Genomic DNA, 15,592 nt, shown 5'->3' with positions numbered 1-15,592 from the left:
CGCTCGCGCGCTCGGCCGATCATCGCTAGCTGACCCGCCGCGAGGCCACGTCCTCTCCCCGCCACGCGGGACACAAGTCCGGGACGGCCCGGCCCTTTCGGGAGGGCCGCCGTGGCCTGGATCTATCTCGTCACCGCTGGCGTGCTGGAGGTCGTCTGGGCCTTCGCGATGAAGCAGTCGGAGGGCTTCACGCGCCTCTGGCCGACCGCCATCATGGCCGTGTCGATGGCCGGCAGCGTCGGCTTCCTGGCGCTGGCCATGCGCACGCTGCCCCTGGGCACCGCCTACACGATCTGGACCGGAATCGGCGCGGTCGGCGCCTTCCTGATCGGCATCGCCGTGCTGGGGGAGCAGGCGAGCGCCAGCCGGATCCTCGCGGCCGGCCTGCTCGGCTCTGGGCTCGTCCTGATGAAGCTGTCGAGCCCCGGCTGAGCCTGAGGCCGAGCCTCAGGCCGCGCGCACGGTGTGCAGGAAGGCGTCGATCTCCCGGCGCAGCTCGGCGGCCTCCTCCGAGAGACTCGACGCCGAGGCCAGCATCCGCGTGGCGGCCGTGCCCGTGTCGTCGGCCGCCCGCGCCACCGCGTCGATCGTCCCGGTGACCGCGCCGGTCCCGGACGCCGCCTCGGCCACGTTCCGGGCGATCTCCCGGGTCGCCGCGCCCTGCTGCTCGACGGCGGCCGCGATTGAGGTCGCCACCCCGTCGATCTCGCGGATGCGCGCCGTGATCCCGTCGATCGCGTCCACGGTCTGCCCGGTCGCGCCCTGGATACGGCCGACCTGACCGGCGATCTCCTCGGTGGCCCGGGCGGTCTGGGCGGCGAGCTGCTTCACCTCGCTGGCGACCACCGCGAAACCGCGCCCCGCATCGCCGGCGCGGGCCGCCTCGATCGTGGCGTTCAGCGCCAGCAGGTTCGTCTGGCCGGCGATGTCGGTGATGAGGCGCACGACGTCGCCGATCCGGCCCGCGGCGGTGCTCAGTTCCTGCACGAGGCCGGCCGTGTCGCCGGCCTGGACCACCGCGCTCCGGGCGAGTTCGGCGGACCCGTCGACCTGGCGGCCGATCTCCTGCACCGAGGCGCCGAGTTCCTCCGCGGCCGCCGCGACCGTGCCGACATGCTGGGCGGCCTCCTGGGCGGCGCCCGCCACCGTGGCCGAGCGCTCCGCGGTGTGCGTGGCCGTGCCGCTCATCGCCTCGGCGTCGGCCCGCAGGCCGAGGGCGGCGTCCGCCACCCGGGCCAGCACGCCGCCGACCGCGGCCTCGAAGGACTCGGCCATGGCGTGGACCGCGCGCCGGCGCTGCGCCTCGGCGCCGTCCCGCGCCAGGGCGGTCTCCCGCTCCAGGGCACGGGTGTGGATCAGGTTGTCCTTGAAGACCTGCACGGCCGCCGCCATCGCGCCGATCTCGTCGCGGCGCCCCGTATGCGGGACCGGCACGGTCTCGTCGCCCTCGGCGAGGCGGCCCATCGCGCCGGTCATGCGCTCGATGGGGCGCGCGATCCCGAACAGGGCGAACAGCATCGCGGCCGCCGCGACCGCGAGGCCGACCACCGTGGCGATCAGCGCGATCAGCTTGGCCCGCGTCGCCGCCTGCACGGTCTGGGTGACGTTGGCCTCGGTCTGGCCCCGCGCCGCCGCGATCGATTCGGTCAGGCTGGCCACCGCGGCGTCGTTCTGCGCCCCCGTCGCGGGATCCAGCACGAGTGCGAGGGCGCCCGGCTGGTCGCCCGCGATCATCAGCTCGACCACCTGCAGCTGGATGTTCTGGTAGGCGTTCCACGCGTTGGTGAAGCGCTCGTAGATCGCCCGGGCCTGCGGGCTCGTCAGGCGGTCCTGATAGGCTTGCCGGAGGCCGGACAACTCGCCGAGGGCGTCGGTCAGCGCCGTCTGGTTCCTGTCCAGGGCCGCCGCGTCGGGCGAGGCCACCGCGAGCCGGTAGAGCCGCAGGCGCGCGTCCCGCACGGCCGTCCCGATGGCCTCGGCCTGGTTCTGCGCGGGCAGGGCCTGCTGCGAGATCGCCGCGGCGTTCCGCTCGATCTCCGACAGGCTCACGACGCTGGCGATGCCCTGGCCGACGGCGGCGAGGGCGAGCAGGCCGATGGCGCCGGCGAGGACCGTCTTGAGGGAGAAGCGCATAGGAGGTTCCGTCTTCGCGGCCGCGCCGCGCCTTCAGGCCCCGCCATGCTCCCGCAGAGGTCTTAAGATTCTGTCGGCTCTATACCGGCGTTTGTTGTCAGAGCCACTTCTTCCACCGGAAGAAGAAGTAGGGAAATACCGCCGCCACGACCATCATGATCAGCGCCATCGGGTATCCGAAGGCGAAATCTAGTTCCGGTATGGACTTAAAATTCATGCCGTAGATCGACGCGATCAGGGTCGGCGGCATGAAGACCACCGCCATGACCGAGAACAGCTTGATGATGTTGTTCTGCTCCAGGTTGACGAGCCCCAAGGTCGCGTCGAGCAGGAACTGGATCTTCGTCGACAGGAAGGTGGCGTGCTCCTCGAGGGACTGAAGATCCCGCAGGGTCGAGCGCACGTCCTCGCGCAGGTCGCGCGGGGCCTTGTTGGTCCGGTAGGTCGCCGACAGCGAGAGCAGGATCCGCTCCATGGAGACGAGGCTCTCGCGCTGCTTGGAGATGAGATCGCCGTGCCGGCCCAGCGCCCGCAGCGTGTCCTGCAGCGCGGTGTTGCGGGCGGAGGGGTCCTCCTGCACTTCGAAGATCTTGCCCGACAGGCGGTCGATGCGCTCGCCCTGGAGCTGCAGCACGTCGGCGGCGCGGTCGATCACCGCCTCGATCAGCCCGGCCAGGATCGATTCGCCCGAGGGTGTCGAGGCGCCGCCGTTGCCCATCGAGCGCCCGGCGCGCTGCGTGTACATGCGGAAGGCCTGCGGCTCCTCGTGGCGCACCGTCACCAGCCGGTTGCCGCGCAGGATGAAAGTGATGCCGGCCAGCCCCGGCTCCTCGGCGTCGCTGACCTTCGAGAGCACCCGGCCGGTCATGTAACGGGCGCCGTCCTCGACGTAGAGCAGCTCCGAGGGCTCGATGTCCTTCATCTCCTCGCGGGTCGGCACCTCGATGCCCGCGAACGACTCGACCTTCAGTTCCTCCTCGCGGCTCGGGCGGATCAGATCGAGCCAGACCGTGTCCTCGGGGATCGTGTCCTGGAGATCGATGACGCGGCGCTCAAGCAGCGTGGCTCCGGCGCCGACGGCGGGCTGGTGGATGAAGATCACGTACGGGTCTCGGATGCGGATCGGTCACGGGACAGCGCGGGGCCGCAGCCCGCATCCGGCACCGCGACGGTCGATGCAAGCTGTGCCGCGGATGTGGCGCTGTTTTCTGACGCTTCCGTGACATCGCGGCCCGCCCCGTCAGAACAGCTCGATGTCGGGCGCTACCGGGTCGAGGGCTTGGTCGACGACTTGGTCGAGGGCCTGGGCGTCGACGCGGCGCTGGATCTGGGTGACGTAGCGCGCCCGCGCGGTCTCGAGGATCGCCGCCGGCGCGCTCGCCCGCCCCGGCCCGGTGCCGATCAGTCGCCGGCGCAGGCCGTCGAGGCAGAGCTGCAGCGCCGCGTTGGCGGCATCGACCGCCTCGATCTGCTGGCGGACGACGTCCTGGAACTGAACTTGGCCGAAGACCGACAGCACCTCGTCGCCCACCGCCGCATTCTGCGCCTTGACCTCGGCGAGGTCCGTCCGCGCCATCCCGAGGAGGACCCGGGTGGTCGTCTCGGCGATCCCGCCGAGTTCGGCCATCAGCGCGCGGAGGCGCTCCTGCTCGGTGCGGGTCGCGTCGTCCCCGCGATCGGCGATCAGCACCCGGCTGATCGTCTGCTGCGCGTCCGCCACCTGCACGCGCGCCTCGGCCATCGCGGTCTGGGAGGTCTGCGCGAGATCCTGGAGCTCCCGGGCGATGACCCGGAAGCCGGCTCCGTGGGCCCCGGCGCGGGCCGCCTCGATGTTGGCGTTGAGCGCCAGCATCCGGGTCGCCGCCCCGACCTTCTCGAGGCTGAGGATCAGGGCATCGAGCCCGCGCATCTGCCCGACGGCCACCTCGACGGTGCCGCGTTCCTCGCGGGTGTCGTTCAGGCGCCGGTCGAGATAGGCGCCGAGGGCCGCCGCCAGGGATTGCAGCGCGGCGTCGCTCTGCTCGGCGAAGCCGACGATGCGGTCGTGCGCGCCGCCGATGCAGGCGGCGCTGCGCGCCTGGGCGGCGTCGAGCCTCTGCAGCGAGGCGAGGATCGCGGCGGCGGCCGCCTCGGTCTGCGCGACGATGCTGCGCAGCTGCTCGCCCGTCACGGCGAAATAGGGGTCGAGGTCGCCGAGATCCCGGGCCACGGCCTCGGCGCAGCCCGCTCCGTGCGCCGGGGCGACTGCCGGTTCGGCCCGAGGCGTGACCGCCATCGGCGGGGCATCCGGCTCGACCGCGCGGCAGGACGGTTGCAGCCCGCGGGTCACGAGGCCCCCGCAGAGCGCGGCGGCGGCCGCGAAGAGGAGCTGCGCCGGCTGCGCTATCCCCAGGATCAGCGGCACGGCCCCGACCGCGCCGCCGGCCGCGGCACTGAGCAGGAGCGTCCGCAGCTCGGTCATCGCGGAGGGATGGGCAGCAATCTGCATCGCGGGAACGGTCATTCGGTCGGAAGCGGTGGCGCGGGGCCGGGCGAGGCCGAGGCCCGCGGAGCGGGCTTCAGCGGGGAGGGGTCGCCCGGATCAGGCGGCGCGGCGCTGAATCGCGGGGGCGACCTGTGTCAGGACCTGCAGCAGCTTGTCGGCCTGGACCGGCTTCACCAGCCAGCCGGTCGCCCCCGCCTGGCGCGCGCCGTCGCGCTTCTCCTGCTGCGATTCCGTCGTGAGAACGAGCATCGGCGTGAAGCGGGTCGGCGCGAGCTTCCGCAACTCTTGGATCAACTGGACGCCGTCCATGCCGGGCATGTGGAAGTCCGTGATCACGAGGGCCGGCTTCAGGCCTGCCTTGACCTTCGCGAGTGCCGTCTCGGCATCGGCGGCCTGATCAGTTTCATATCCCGAACTGCGGAGTATCCCTGACATGCTCGAAAGAATTTTCGGTGAGTCGTCCACAAGTAATATCGTATTCATTTCTCGCTCTGAACTCCATCTCTGTGCGAACGGCTAAGTTTTAATCGTTCCAATCTGCCCGGCAATGCATTTTTCCATGACGTGGTCGCATAACAGCTCGAAGTCCTGCACCGCCCGCGCACGGGGCTTCACGTACCGAACCGGCCGTCCGCATCCGAAGGCCTCCGCCAGAGCGATGTCCGTGCGGATCCCAGCCAGGAGGCGCTCCCGGCCGAACCGGCTCGCGAGCTGCTCGAGGGCCTCCCGCTGCATCGTGATCCGGAGATCCACCTGCACCGGCACGATCGAGAGGCCGCGCAGACCGGGATTGAGGCTCGTCGCCACCCGGAAGAACGCGCGCGCGAACTGCCCGACGCCGTCCACCGCGAGGTGGCTGAGCTGCGTCGGAACTAGGACGTGGTGCGCGCTCGCCAGGGCGCTGATCAGCAGGGCGTCGGCCGTCGGTGCGGTGTCGATCAGGATCACCGCGTAATCCGTCGCCAGGGGCTTCAGCGCCGCCGCGAGGCCGAGGGGCGCGACGGCGCCGTCGGTGCCCGAGAAGCCGCGATCGGCCGGCAGCACGTCCACGTTCGGCACGGCGGTGCGCCGCACGGCGCGCCCGAGATCCGTCACCCCGGTGCCGCGGAACAGGTCGTGCACCGTCGGCTCGCCGGGCCTCGCCCGCACGCCGAAGCCGAGGCCGGCATGGCCCTGGCTGTCGAGGTCGACGAGCAGCACCCGCCGGCCGCGCTCCGCGAGGCTTGCGGCGAGATTCACGGCCGTCGTGGTCTTGGCGGTGCCGCCCTTGCGGTTCGCCACGGCGAGGATGCGCCCGGTCCCCGGCTCGGTCATCCGCGCTCGGCCTCCGCGGCGCCTTCCGCGGCGGCCTCGGGCAGCGCGGCCAGGCAGGCCGCCGGCACGGCTCCGGCCGGCCGGCCGCGGAGGGCGGGTGCCGCGACCATCAGCACCTGGAGCACCGCCGTGTGGAGCCACGCCGCGCCGGTGAGGTCGACGACGGCCTCCGGGGTGGCGCGCAGGATATCGAGCAGCGGCTCGGCATCCTCGACCGGGCAGTGGCCCGAGAGCCGGATGCGGGCGCCGCTGTGTTCGAGGGCCATCAGAGCAGATCCGACAGGTTGAGGACGAGGAGAACCCTTCCGTCGCCGAGGAGCGCCGTCCCGGAGAAGCCCGCGAGGCCGGCGAGGAGACCGTCGAGGGGCCGCACGATGACCTCCATGCGCTCGCGGAAGCCGTCGACCACGATGCCGACCCGCTCGCGTCCGACGCGGGCGACCATGACGGCCTCCTCCTCCGGCGGCGCGTCCGAGGCCGCCGGGAGGCCCAGGCTGTCGGCGAGCCGGATCAGGGGGATCATCGCGTCCCGCAGGACGAAGGTCTCGCGCTGCTTGATCCGGTGGATCTGGTCCCGCGGAACCTTCACGGTCTCGGCCACCGCGTCCATGGCGACCCCGTATTGCTGGCCCCGCGCCACCACGGTGACGATGCGGGTCACCGCCATGGTCAGGGGCAGCTGCACGGTCACGCAGGTGCCCGCGCCCGGCTGGCTCGCGAGCCGGACGTCGCCGCCCGCCCTGCGCACCGCGCTGCGCACGACGTCCATCCCGACACCCCGCCCCGAGAGGTCCGAGACCTGATCCCGCGTCGAGAAGCCGGGCGCGAAGACGAGGTTGACGAGATCCTCCACGGTCATCTGGGCGGCCTGATCCGGGCCGATCAGGCCGCTGCGCAGCGCCTTCGCGCGGACCGCCTCCGGGTCGATGCCGCGGCCGTCATCGGCCACCTCGATGATGACGTTGTCGTTCTCCTGCCGCGCCGCGAGCCGCAGGGTGCCGCGCGCCGGCTTCCCGGCGGCGATCCGGATCGCGGGGGTCTCGATCCCGTGATCGAGGGCGTTGCGGACCATGTGGATCAGCGGGTCGGCGAGGCTCTCCAGCACGTTCTTGTCGGCCTCGGTCTCCTCGCCCAGGATCACCAGCTCGACCTCCTTGCCGAGCTTGCGCGTGATGTCGCGGACGAGCCGGGGGAAGCGCTGGAAGACCTGGCTCACCGGCATCATGCGGATCGCCATGACGCCGACCTGCAGGCTCTGGGCGATCCGGTCGATGACCGCGTACTGCTCCTTGATCTCTCGACCGAGCTGGCGCGAGCCGCTGACCTGCTCGACGCGCCCGGCGAGATAGGCGAGCCCGTTCTTGGCGACCGTCAGCTCGGCCGCGAAGTTCATCAGGGCGTCGACCTTGCCCTGCTCGACCCGCAGCATGCGCGGCGGACTCTTGGCGTCGGGGCCGGCTCCCTCCGGGGCATCGCGTGGCTCGGTCGCCGGCGGCGGGGCCGCGGTGGGCCGCGGCACGGGCTCTCCGGAGGGTGTCGGCATCGGCGGTGCGGCGGCCGCGCCGCGCGCCGCGCCGCGGAGAACGGCGCCGAGGGCCTCGGTGGCGCCCGCGCGAGATCGGCCCAGGGCTGTTTCCAGGGCGGCGGCCCGGCCGGGCGCCAGATGCGGCAGGCAGCGCCGCACCACCGTGCGCACGGACTCGAACCGGCCCTCCGCGACGGCCGTGTCCGCCGGCACGGCCAGCATCTCGGCCTGCGCGGCGAGGATCGCCTCTGCCTGCTGGCGCAGGGCGAGGTCCGGGGCGGGCGCGTCCGCGGGCGGCCGATCGGTCGGCGGCGAGCCCGAGGCCGGCCGCGGGCCGCCGAGGTCGGCGGCGAGGCGGCGCAGCGTCTCGGTCTCCGCCGTGGCGGCCAGCGCCGCGATCCAGCGCAGGGCGCAGGCCTGCCGGGTCCCGGCACCGACGATCCCCAGCAGGGCGTCGGCGGCGGCGGCGAGGTCCGCCCGGGCGTCCTCGGCGAGGAGCGTCCCGGCCCGCGCGGCGAAGTCGCCGAACACCTCGGCCTCATCCTCCGTCCCGGTCAGGACGATCAGGTCGTCGGGCCGGATCGCGCCGATCCGGACCTGATCGGCGACGTAGCGCAGATGGTCGGCGACCGCCTCGGCGTCGGCGACGCACAGAACCTCGAAGCGGAGCCAGCTCAGCACCGGGTCGCAGGTCTCCGGCGACGGGGTTGCGGCGCGCGGCCGGACCCGCAGCGCGACGAGGCCCGGGGCCTGCGCCACCAGATGGGCCGGGTCGTCGCCGCGGAAGAAGCAGGTCTCGTCGGGCTCGTAGTGCCAGGCGGTCAGGGGGGTGCCCGCTGCCGCGGCGCGCCTCCAGGCGGCCTGCCGGTCCGCCTCGGGGAGGTCGGCGAGCCAGTCCGGCGGCCCGTGATCGGCCCGCGCGACGGTGGCCTCGATCGCCGCGGGCAGCCAGGCCCGCAGGGTCGTCACCCGTCCCGCCATGACGGCGTCGGCGTCGTCCGGCAGGACCGCGCGGCTCTCCAGGACGTCGATCCAGTGGCCGACCAGATCGAGGCTGTCGAGGAGCCCGTCCACGATCGCGGGTTCCAGGACGAGCGTGCCGGCCCGGACCTCGACCAGAAGGTCCTCGGCCGCGTGGACCAGATGGGTCAGCGGCGCGATCTCGAACAGGCCGGACGTGCCCTTGAGGGTGTGCACCGCCCGGAAGACGTCGTCGAGGGATTCGGCGCCCGGCGACTTCTCCAGGGCCAGCATGCCGCTCCCCGCGCGCTCCAGGAGCTCGCGGGCCTCGGGGATGAACTGGGCGAGCAGGGCGTTGGTCACGGTGCGGCTCCGGCCATCACGGTGGCGACCGCGACGAGGACGTCCGGGCGCACCGGCTTGACGAGGTAGAGGTTGGCGCCCGCCGCGAAGGCCCGCGCGCGGTCGGCGCCGGCGCTCTCCGTGGAGATCATCACGGCCGGCACCGCCTGGAGCTCCGGCATGGTCCGGCCCTGCCGCAGGAAGGCGTAGCCGTCCATCTTAGGCATGTTCACGTCGACGAGGACGAGGTCGAAGCCCTCGGCGACGGCCTTCTCCAGGCCCTCGTAGCCGTTCACGGCCTCCTCGACCGCGAAGCCGGCCTCTTCCAGCACGTCGCGGTAGTACAGGCGCACCGTGGTGGCGTCGTCGACGACGAGGATCCTGGCCATGTCAGGCCTCCGCGCTCAGGGGCTTCTGGTAGACGATCGCCTCCGCGAACTTCCGGAGGTCGAACAGCGCGGAGATCCGGCTCATCGACTCGGAATGGCCGAGGCAGACGAAGCCGCCGGGATCGAGCGCCTCGTAGAGCGTCTGGGCGGCGCCGCGGCGGGACGCGTCGTCGAAGTAGATCAGCAGGTTGCGGCAGAACACGACGTCGAAGCCGCGGAAATGCCGGGTCGAGAGCGGGTCCGAGAGGTTGACCTGCGCGAAGGCGATCGAGTCGCGGATGTCGGGGATCACCTCGTGGGCGCCCTGCGCCCGCCGGGTGTACCGCTCCAGGGTCGCCCGCGGGACGTGCTGGACCGCGCGGTCGCCGTAGAGGCCGCGCTTGGCCTGGTCGAGGACGGCGGTGTCGATGTCCGAGGCGACGATCTCGATGTCGTACCGGTCGACCTCCGGCCACGTGTCGAGGAGCTGGAAGGCGATCGAGTAGGGCTCCTCGCCGGTCGAGCAGGGCACCGACCAGATCCGCACCGGCTCGCCCGGCCGCTTGCGCCGGGTGACCTCCGGCAGGATCGACCGGACGAGGCAGCGGAACTGGTACTCCTCGCGGTAGAAGTAGGTCTCGTTGACGGTCATCAGGTTGACGAGCGTCTGGAACTCCTGGCCGCTGGCCTGGAATCGCAGGGTGTTGAAGTAGTCGCGGAAGACCGGCAGCGCGCTCGCGAGCATCCGCTCCTGCAGGCGCTTGTCGACGAAGTAGCGCTTGTTGTCGGCGAACATGATGCCGGTCTTGCGGTAGAAGAAGTCGCGGAAGCGGACGAAGTCGGCATCGGTGACGACGGGCGTCGGCGGCGGGAACGGTGCGGTCATGCCGGCCGCCGGTCAGGTGATGCGGCGGCAGGCGGCCCTGGCCGCGAAGCGCAGGAACGGGGCGTCGGGGAAGCGGGCGGCGGCGGCCTCGATCTCCGGCGCCATCTCGGGCGTGCCGATCTCGGCGAGCACGTCGAGGGCGGCGGCGCAGACGTTGACGTGCCCGTCCTCGGCCAGGACCCGGCGGGCGTAGGTCGCGGCCGCCGGGTGGCGCAGGGAGACCAGCACGTTCACCGCGAAGATCCGGCGGTCGCTGTCGGGATCGGCGAGGGCCCGCTCGAGGGCGCCGAGCACCGCCGCGTCCATCTCCTGCAGCGTCTCGATGGCGGCATTGCGCAGCCAGACATCCTCCGAGCCCAGCAGGTCGAACAGGCGCTCGGCCGCCGCCGGGGTGCCGATGCGGCCGAGGGCGCCGAGGATCGCCTCGCCGACGCTCCGGTCCGCCTCGCGGGCGAGGCGGTCGGCCAGCTGGCCGGCGGCGTCGGGATCGGCGGCCAGGCGATGGGCCGCGTCGCGGCGCCCGGCGGCCGTCGGGCCCTCCAGGGCGATCCGGGGATCCTCCGGGGCTTCCGCAGGCGCGGGGAGGGCGGGGTGCTTGCGGACCAGGGCCATGGCAGTCTCGGTGTCGATCTCAGGACAGCCAGCCGACGAGCTGGGCCGGGATGGAGCGGGCGGGCAGCGTCAGGGTCGCGCCGCCGAGGCGGATCAGCTCGGCCGGCATGCCGAACACGACGGCGCTCGACTCGGCCTCCGCGATAGTGCGGCCGCCGGCCGCCCGCAGGGCCGCCAGGGCGGCGGCGCCGTCGTCGCCCATGCCGGTGAGTTCGACGCCGATCAGGGCCTCGGGCGGCAGGTGATCCCGGGCGCTGCGGACGAGGCGGTCGACGCTGGGGTGCCAGCGCAGGGCCGGGTCGCTCGGGACGGTGGCGACCGCGAGCCGGCCGAGCCGGCGCTCGATCACCACGTCGGCGTCGCCCCGGCCGATGTAGACGCGGCCCGCCGCGAGGGGGGCCGGGACGGTCACCTCCACGACCTCCAGGGCGCAGAGGCGGTCCAGGCGCTGGGCGAAGGCCCCCGTGAAGGAGCCCGGCATGTGCTGGGCGATCACGACCGGCCAGGGCAGGTCGGCCGGAAGCTCCGGCAGGATCTCCTCCAGCGTCCGCGGTCCCCCGGTCGACACGCCGATCAGGACGCAGCCCTCGACGCGGGCCGCGGCCCGGGACGCCGGGCGGCGCTTCGCGATCTCGCCGCGCCCGCGCCGGACCCGGTCGAGGAGGCCGCGGGCGCGGCGGGGCTTGGCCCGGGCCGCGACGCGGACCTTGGCGACCATCTCGTCCCGGACCTCGCCGATGTTGAGGGAGACGGTGCCGCCGGGCTTCTCCACGTAATCGACGGCGCCGAGCTGCATCGCCTCCAGGGTCACGGCGGCGCTCTCGCGGGTCAGCGACGAGACCATGACCACCGGGCGCGGGCGCGCCGCCATGATCTCGCCGAGGCAGGTGAGCCCGTCCATCTCGGGCATGTTGATGTCGAGGGTGACCACGTCTGGCTCGAAGCTGTCGATCTGGTCCAGGGCGTCACGGCCGTTGCGCGCCGTGCGCACCTCGAACTGGCCCGTCTCCTCGAAGATCAGGCGAAGGTGTTTGCGCATCAGGGCGGAGTCGTCGACGATCAGGAGCTTGGGCATGGCGGGTTGCGTGGCAGGAGCGGCCTCGGACCGGGCCCGGAGACGGCGGCTCAGGCCGCCTGCAGATCCGCGACCTCGTGCCGGCTGAGGAGCCGGTCGACGTTCACCATCAGGATGATCCGCTTGGCGGCGGCGAGGTTGGCGACCCGCTCGACGGCGCTGTCGTCGTCCTGCGCGAGGTCCGGCGCCGACACGATGGCCGAGCGGGGGATCTTCAGGACCTCCGAGACCGAGTCGACGATGAAGCCGGTCCGCACCCCCGCGATCACGAAGACCATGATGCGCTGGCGGTCGTTGCGCGCGGCCTCCGGCAGCCGGAAGCGGCGGCGCTGGTCGACCACCGGCAGCACCGCCCCCCGCAGGTTGACGATGCCCTCGATGAAGCCGGGCGTCCGCGGCACGTGGGTGAGCTGCTCGGGGACGCGGACGATCTCGTGCACGGCGTCGATCGGCACGCCGTACTCCTCGTCCGCCAAGCGGAAGACGACGAACTGCTCCTCCTCGTCGGCGCGCGTCGGCGCGGTCGCGGTCTGACGTTCCTGCACGGGTCCCTCCTCTGCGGCTCCGAGGCCGGCGAGGCCGCCGGCGATCCCGGTGGTGGCGAACAGGCGGGCGGCCGACAGGATCGAGACCAGCCGTTTGCCGCCGCCGAGCCGGCAGATCGCCTCGACCTCGCGCAGCGCGTCGCCCTGCGTGAGCAGGTCGGGCAGCGGGTCGACCACCGCGCGGGGCACCCGCAGCACCTCCTTCACCGTGTCGGTGACGATGCCGACGGAGCCGGCGGATTCCCGGGAGGCGACCACCACGATCCGGTTCTGCTCTCCCAGGGGCACGCCCGGCAGCCCGAACAGCGCCCGCAGGCTGACCAGGGGCAGCAGCCGGTCGCGCAGGTTGATCACACCGATGACGTGGCGCTCGGCCTTCGGCAGCTCGCTGACGCGGTCGGGGACCTGGACGATCTCCTGCACCTGCTCGATCGGCAGGGCGTATTCCTGGCCCGCGAGCTCGAAGGACACGAGCTGGATCTCATCGGAGAGCCCGGCCTCGCCCTCCGGCCGCGCCGAGGCCGCGCCGCCGGCCTCGATCGGCCCGACCGCGTTCCGTCCGCCCGACCCGCCCAACCCGCCCTCTGCGCCGGCGCGCCCGGACCCGCTGCGCTGCAGCAGGCGCCCGAGATCGATGATCAGCACGATGCCGGCCGGCCGCTTGATCACGCCCGCGAGCAGTTCGGTCGCCGCGGTGGCGGTGAGGCCGTCGGTCCCCTCGATCTCCCCGGGCTCGGCGGTGATCACGCTCGCCATCCGGTCGACCACGAAGCCGGAGGTCCCGCCGGCGCCGCCGCCCTGGCCGGCCCCCTGGCCGACCACGACCACCCGGGTGGCGTCGTCGTGGACCCGGTCGGGCAGCTCGAACAGCCGCCGCAGGCTCGCCACCGGCAGGACCGAGCCGCGCAGGTTGGCCAGTCCCGCCAGGGCGGGGGGTGCCAGGGGAACGTCGACCATGTCGGGCAGGCGGATGATCTCCTGCACCTCCGCGAGGGGCACCGCGTAGGTCTCGCGGGCGACGTGGAAGGTCACGAACTGGCGCGCGGAGGCGGTCTCCGACCGGCCGGTCGCGGCCGAGGCTGGGGCGTCGTTGGACATGGCGGGCTCCGGGCTGAGCAGGATTCGGGTGGGGCCGTCCCGGCCGGGCGCGTCTCAGTCCTGGTTCTGGAGTTCGTCGGCCAGCGACGCGACCTCCTCGATGGCGGCGGCGAGTTCCTCCGCGCCGTTCGCCTGCTCGCGGGCAGCCTGCTGCGCCTCGTTCACCGCCTGGCCGCCCTGGCGGGCCGCCGTGGCGATCTGGTCGACGCCGCGCTTCGCCTCCTCGACGTTGCGGATGATCAGGTCGGCGCCCTGGAGGATCTGCCGGTTGCCGTCGAGCACCACGCCCATGTCGTCGGCGGTGGTCTCGAGGTCGCGGGTGATCGCCCGGTTCTTCTCGACCTCGGCGGCGGCCGCCGCTGAGATCGCCTCCAGGTCCCGGCGCACCACCACGATCTGGTCCTGGATCGCCTTCACGAGGTCCTTGATCCGCTCCGCGTTCTCCGAGGAATCCCGGGCAAGGTTGCGGATGTCGGTGGACACCACCATGAAGCCCTTGCCGAACTCGCCGGCCCGGGCCGCCTCGATCGAGCCGTTCACCGCCAGCATGTTGGTCTGGATCGCCACCGTGGTGATCGCGTCGACGATCTTGTCGATCTTCCGGCTCACCTGCTCCAGGGCGTTGATCTGCTCTCGGCTCCGGTCGGTCTCCGCGAGGGCGTTGCCGACGCCCGCGACCAGTCCGTCCACCGCGGCCCGGTTCTCCTGAAGCTGACTCGTGATCAGGCCGCCCTTCTCCAGGGCGTCGCGGGCGCTGTCCTGGGCGAGGAGCGCTCCCTTCTCGATCTGCGCGATCGCGGCCGCCGATTGCTGCGCGGCTGCCGTCTGCTGCTGGGCGCCCCGGTCGATCTGGTCGAGCGCCGTGGTGATCTGCGCGGCGGCCCGGTTGATCTCCTCCACCGCCGAGGACAGCTCCTCGGCCGCCGAGGCGACCTCCTCGGCGCTCTTGCCGACGTCGGTGGCGTTCTTCAGCTCGTCCGCCAGGGTCGCGAGCTCGGTGGCAGCCTGCTCGCTCTCCCCGAGGGCGGTGGTCTGCTGCTCGATGGTCTTGAGCGATTGCTGGCAGGCGGAGGATTGCTCCTCGGCCGCCGCCGCGATCAGCTCGGACCCCTTCTGCGCCTCGACCGCGGCCCTCTCGGACTCGAGCGCCACCCGGGCGATGGTCTCGGCGCCGCGCATGATCTCGACCATGGCCTGCCGCACCGCCTCGAGCTGGGCGGTGATCGTCTCGCCCCGCGCGACCTCTTGGCGCGCGCCCTCGGCCGCGCGGTTGATGCCCTCGGCGATGACCTTCACGTCTTCCTGGATCCGGCCGATCAGCGCCTGGATCTCCTGGGCGCTGCGCTCGGAGGTCTCCGCCAAGGTGCGGACCTCGTCGGCGACCACTGCGAAGCCCTTGCCGTGTTGGCCGGCCCGGGCCGCCTCGATGGCGGCGTTCAGGGCCAGGAGATTGGTCTGGTCGGCGATGCGAGCGACGGCGCGGACGATGTCGCCGATATTGGCCGCCTGCCGCTCCAGCTCGACGATCAGCGTGACCGAGGCCGCCTGACGCTCGGCCGCCGTGGCGATCGAGCCGACGCTGAGCCGGATCTGCTGGCTCACGCCGGCGATGAGTCCCTGGAGCGCCTCTGATTTCTGGCGCGAGGTCTCGGCCTCGGTGCGGGCGGTGCCGATCACCTCCGACACGGTCGTGACGGCGCGCTGCGACTGCTCGGAGGCCCCGGCCGCCTCCTCGGCGCCGGCGGCGATCTGCTCCATCGCCTTGCGCAGCTCCTCGGCCGCCGACGAGGCCTCGGCGACGCCGCTGGCGAGCTGGGTTGTCGCCGCCGCGATGCGCTCCGCCGCCTTCTGCTGCTTGGCGAAGGTCCTGGCCTTGCGCCGGCTCTCCTCGTTGAGGCGCCCGAGCTGGCTCAGACTGGCCGGCTCGCCCTTCCGGACCTGCGCGTGCGGTCCCGACAGGGCGGCTTTCTTCACGAGGGCCATGGCGGCGTTTCCTTCACTTGAAGTCGCGGCTGTACGTCGCCGCCCCCAGGCTAGGACCCGCGACGCGCAAGTCTTACGAAGCATCAAGTTGCGAATCAATAAACGAGAACACGATTTTTGAGCAATGATCCGCTCTAAGGACCGCCATATCCGTGAATATGAAGATCAATATTTGGAGTATATCTCCAAAAAACTGACTTGAAGATAGGATATTGGATTATGAAGATGGATATATTTGCAACCAATATGGAAATATGCTCTGGCAA

14 protein-coding genes are annotated in these 15,592 nt (G+C 72.3%); 1 reads left to right on the top strand and 13 read right to left on the bottom strand.

All coding sequences use genetic code 11. The features are described 5' to 3' along the window. Positions 1-111 precede the first annotated feature (111 nt). Positions 112-432 (top strand): multidrug efflux SMR transporter, encoded by a 321-nt coding sequence (locus ASG32_RS12435; protein ID WP_056526296.1) that lies wholly within the window; start codon positions 112-114, stop codon positions 430-432. Between the two features lie 15 nt (positions 433-447). On the opposite strand, the gene ASG32_RS12430 is transcribed toward ASG32_RS12435, so the two are convergent. The 13 genes from ASG32_RS12430 to ASG32_RS12370 all read right to left on the bottom strand — a co-directional run bounded on the left by ASG32_RS12430 (position 448) and on the right by ASG32_RS12370 (position 15,326). Next, entirely contained in the window at positions 448-2,133 is a 1,686-nt protein-coding gene (locus tag ASG32_RS12430; protein ID WP_056526293.1) for a methyl-accepting chemotaxis protein, read from the bottom strand. A gap of 97 nt (positions 2,134-2,230) precedes the next feature. Next, positions 2,231-3,235, bottom strand: coding sequence for a magnesium transporter CorA family protein (locus ASG32_RS12425; protein ID WP_012320756.1), 1,005 nt, complete (start codon positions 3,233-3,235; stop codon positions 2,231-2,233). A gap of 138 nt (positions 3,236-3,373) precedes the next feature. Further along, complete coding sequence (locus ASG32_RS12420) at positions 3,374-4,636, bottom strand: methyl-accepting chemotaxis protein (protein ID WP_082557842.1); 1,263 nt, start codon at positions 4,634-4,636, stop codon at positions 3,374-3,376. A gap of 78 nt (positions 4,637-4,714) precedes the next feature. Next, a complete protein-coding gene (locus ASG32_RS12415) occupies positions 4,715-5,083 on the bottom strand; it encodes a response regulator (RefSeq protein ID WP_107351948.1) in 369 nt (122 codons plus the stop codon). A 51-nt stretch (positions 5,084-5,134) separates the two neighbouring features. After that, a complete protein-coding gene (locus ASG32_RS12410; RefSeq protein WP_056526285.1) occupies positions 5,135-5,932 on the bottom strand; it encodes a ParA family protein in 798 nt (265 codons plus the stop codon). After that, positions 5,929-6,198, bottom strand: coding sequence for a hypothetical protein (locus ASG32_RS12405; RefSeq protein WP_042672513.1), 270 nt, complete (start codon positions 6,196-6,198; stop codon positions 5,929-5,931). Before ASG32_RS12405 ends, ASG32_RS12410 begins: the two co-directional genes overlap by 4 nt. Continuing rightward, on the bottom strand, positions 6,198-8,780 hold the full coding sequence (locus tag ASG32_RS12400; RefSeq protein WP_056526282.1) for a chemotaxis protein CheA: 2,583 nt from the start codon (positions 8,778-8,780) through the stop codon (positions 6,198-6,200). Before ASG32_RS12400 ends, ASG32_RS12405 begins: the two co-directional genes overlap by 1 nt. Continuing rightward, entirely contained in the window at positions 8,777-9,148 is a 372-nt protein-coding gene (locus ASG32_RS12395; RefSeq protein ID WP_056526278.1) for a response regulator, read from the bottom strand. The genes ASG32_RS12400 and ASG32_RS12395 overlap by 4 nt, the downstream gene beginning before the upstream one ends. 1 nt (position 9,149) lies before the next feature. Beyond that, on the bottom strand, positions 9,150-10,013 hold the full coding sequence (locus ASG32_RS12390; RefSeq protein WP_056526275.1) for a protein-glutamate O-methyltransferase CheR: 864 nt from the start codon (positions 10,011-10,013) through the stop codon (positions 9,150-9,152). 12 nt (positions 10,014-10,025) lie between these two features. Next, positions 10,026-10,625 (bottom strand): HEAT repeat domain-containing protein, encoded by a 600-nt coding sequence (locus tag ASG32_RS12385; RefSeq protein ID WP_056526272.1) that lies wholly within the window; start codon positions 10,623-10,625, stop codon positions 10,026-10,028. Positions 10,626-10,644: 19 nt separating this feature from the next. Then, positions 10,645-11,700: a chemotaxis-specific protein-glutamate methyltransferase CheB gene (gene cheB, locus ASG32_RS12380; protein ID WP_056526269.1), complete on the bottom strand. Its 1,056-nt coding sequence runs from the start codon at positions 11,698-11,700 to the stop codon at positions 10,645-10,647. Positions 11,701-11,750: 50 nt separating this feature from the next. Continuing rightward, positions 11,751-13,343: a chemotaxis protein CheW gene (locus ASG32_RS12375; RefSeq protein WP_056526266.1), complete on the bottom strand. Its 1,593-nt coding sequence runs from the start codon at positions 13,341-13,343 to the stop codon at positions 11,751-11,753. 54 nt (positions 13,344-13,397) lie between these two features. Continuing rightward, positions 13,398-15,326, bottom strand: a complete 1,929-nt coding sequence (locus ASG32_RS12370) for a methyl-accepting chemotaxis protein (RefSeq protein WP_056526263.1) — start codon at positions 15,324-15,326, stop codon at positions 13,398-13,400. Positions 15,327-15,592 lie beyond the last annotated feature (266 nt).

The sequence above is a fragment of the Methylobacterium sp. Leaf361 genome, from assembly GCF_001424445.1.
GTDB lineage: Bacteria > Pseudomonadota > Alphaproteobacteria > Rhizobiales > Beijerinckiaceae > Methylobacterium.
Note: the sequence above shows the minus strand (reverse complement) of the source record. Positions and strands in the feature narration are given on the sequence as shown.

Coding starts and splice junctions, on each gene's coding strand:
- ASG32_RS12395 (WP_056526278.1), bottom strand. CDS start 9,148: ATGGCCAGGATCCTCGTCGTCGACGACGCCACCACGGTGCGCCTGTAC.
- ASG32_RS12370 (WP_056526263.1), bottom strand. CDS start 15,326: ATGGCCCTCGTGAAGAAAGCCGCCCTGTCGGGACCGCACGCGCAGGTC.
- ASG32_RS12430 (WP_056526293.1), bottom strand. CDS start 2,133: ATGCGCTTCTCCCTCAAGACGGTCCTCGCCGGCGCCATCGGCCTGCTC.
- ASG32_RS12385 (WP_056526272.1), bottom strand. CDS start 10,625: ATGGCCCTGGTCCGCAAGCACCCCGCCCTCCCCGCGCCTGCGGAAGCC.
- ASG32_RS12375 (WP_056526266.1), bottom strand. CDS start 13,343: ATGTCCAACGACGCCCCAGCCTCGGCCGCGACCGGCCGGTCGGAGACC.
- ASG32_RS12390 (WP_056526275.1), bottom strand. CDS start 10,013: ATGACCGCACCGTTCCCGCCGCCGACGCCCGTCGTCACCGATGCCGAC.
- cheB (WP_056526269.1), bottom strand. CDS start 11,700: ATGCCCAAGCTCCTGATCGTCGACGACTCCGCCCTGATGCGCAAACAC.
- ASG32_RS12420 (WP_082557842.1), bottom strand. CDS start 4,636: ATGACCGTTCCCGCGATGCAGATTGCTGCCCATCCCTCCGCGATGACC.
- ASG32_RS12410 (WP_056526285.1), bottom strand. CDS start 5,932: ATGACCGAGCCGGGGACCGGGCGCATCCTCGCCGTGGCGAACCGCAAG.
- ASG32_RS12405 (WP_042672513.1), bottom strand. CDS start 6,198: ATGGCCCTCGAACACAGCGGCGCCCGCATCCGGCTCTCGGGCCACTGC.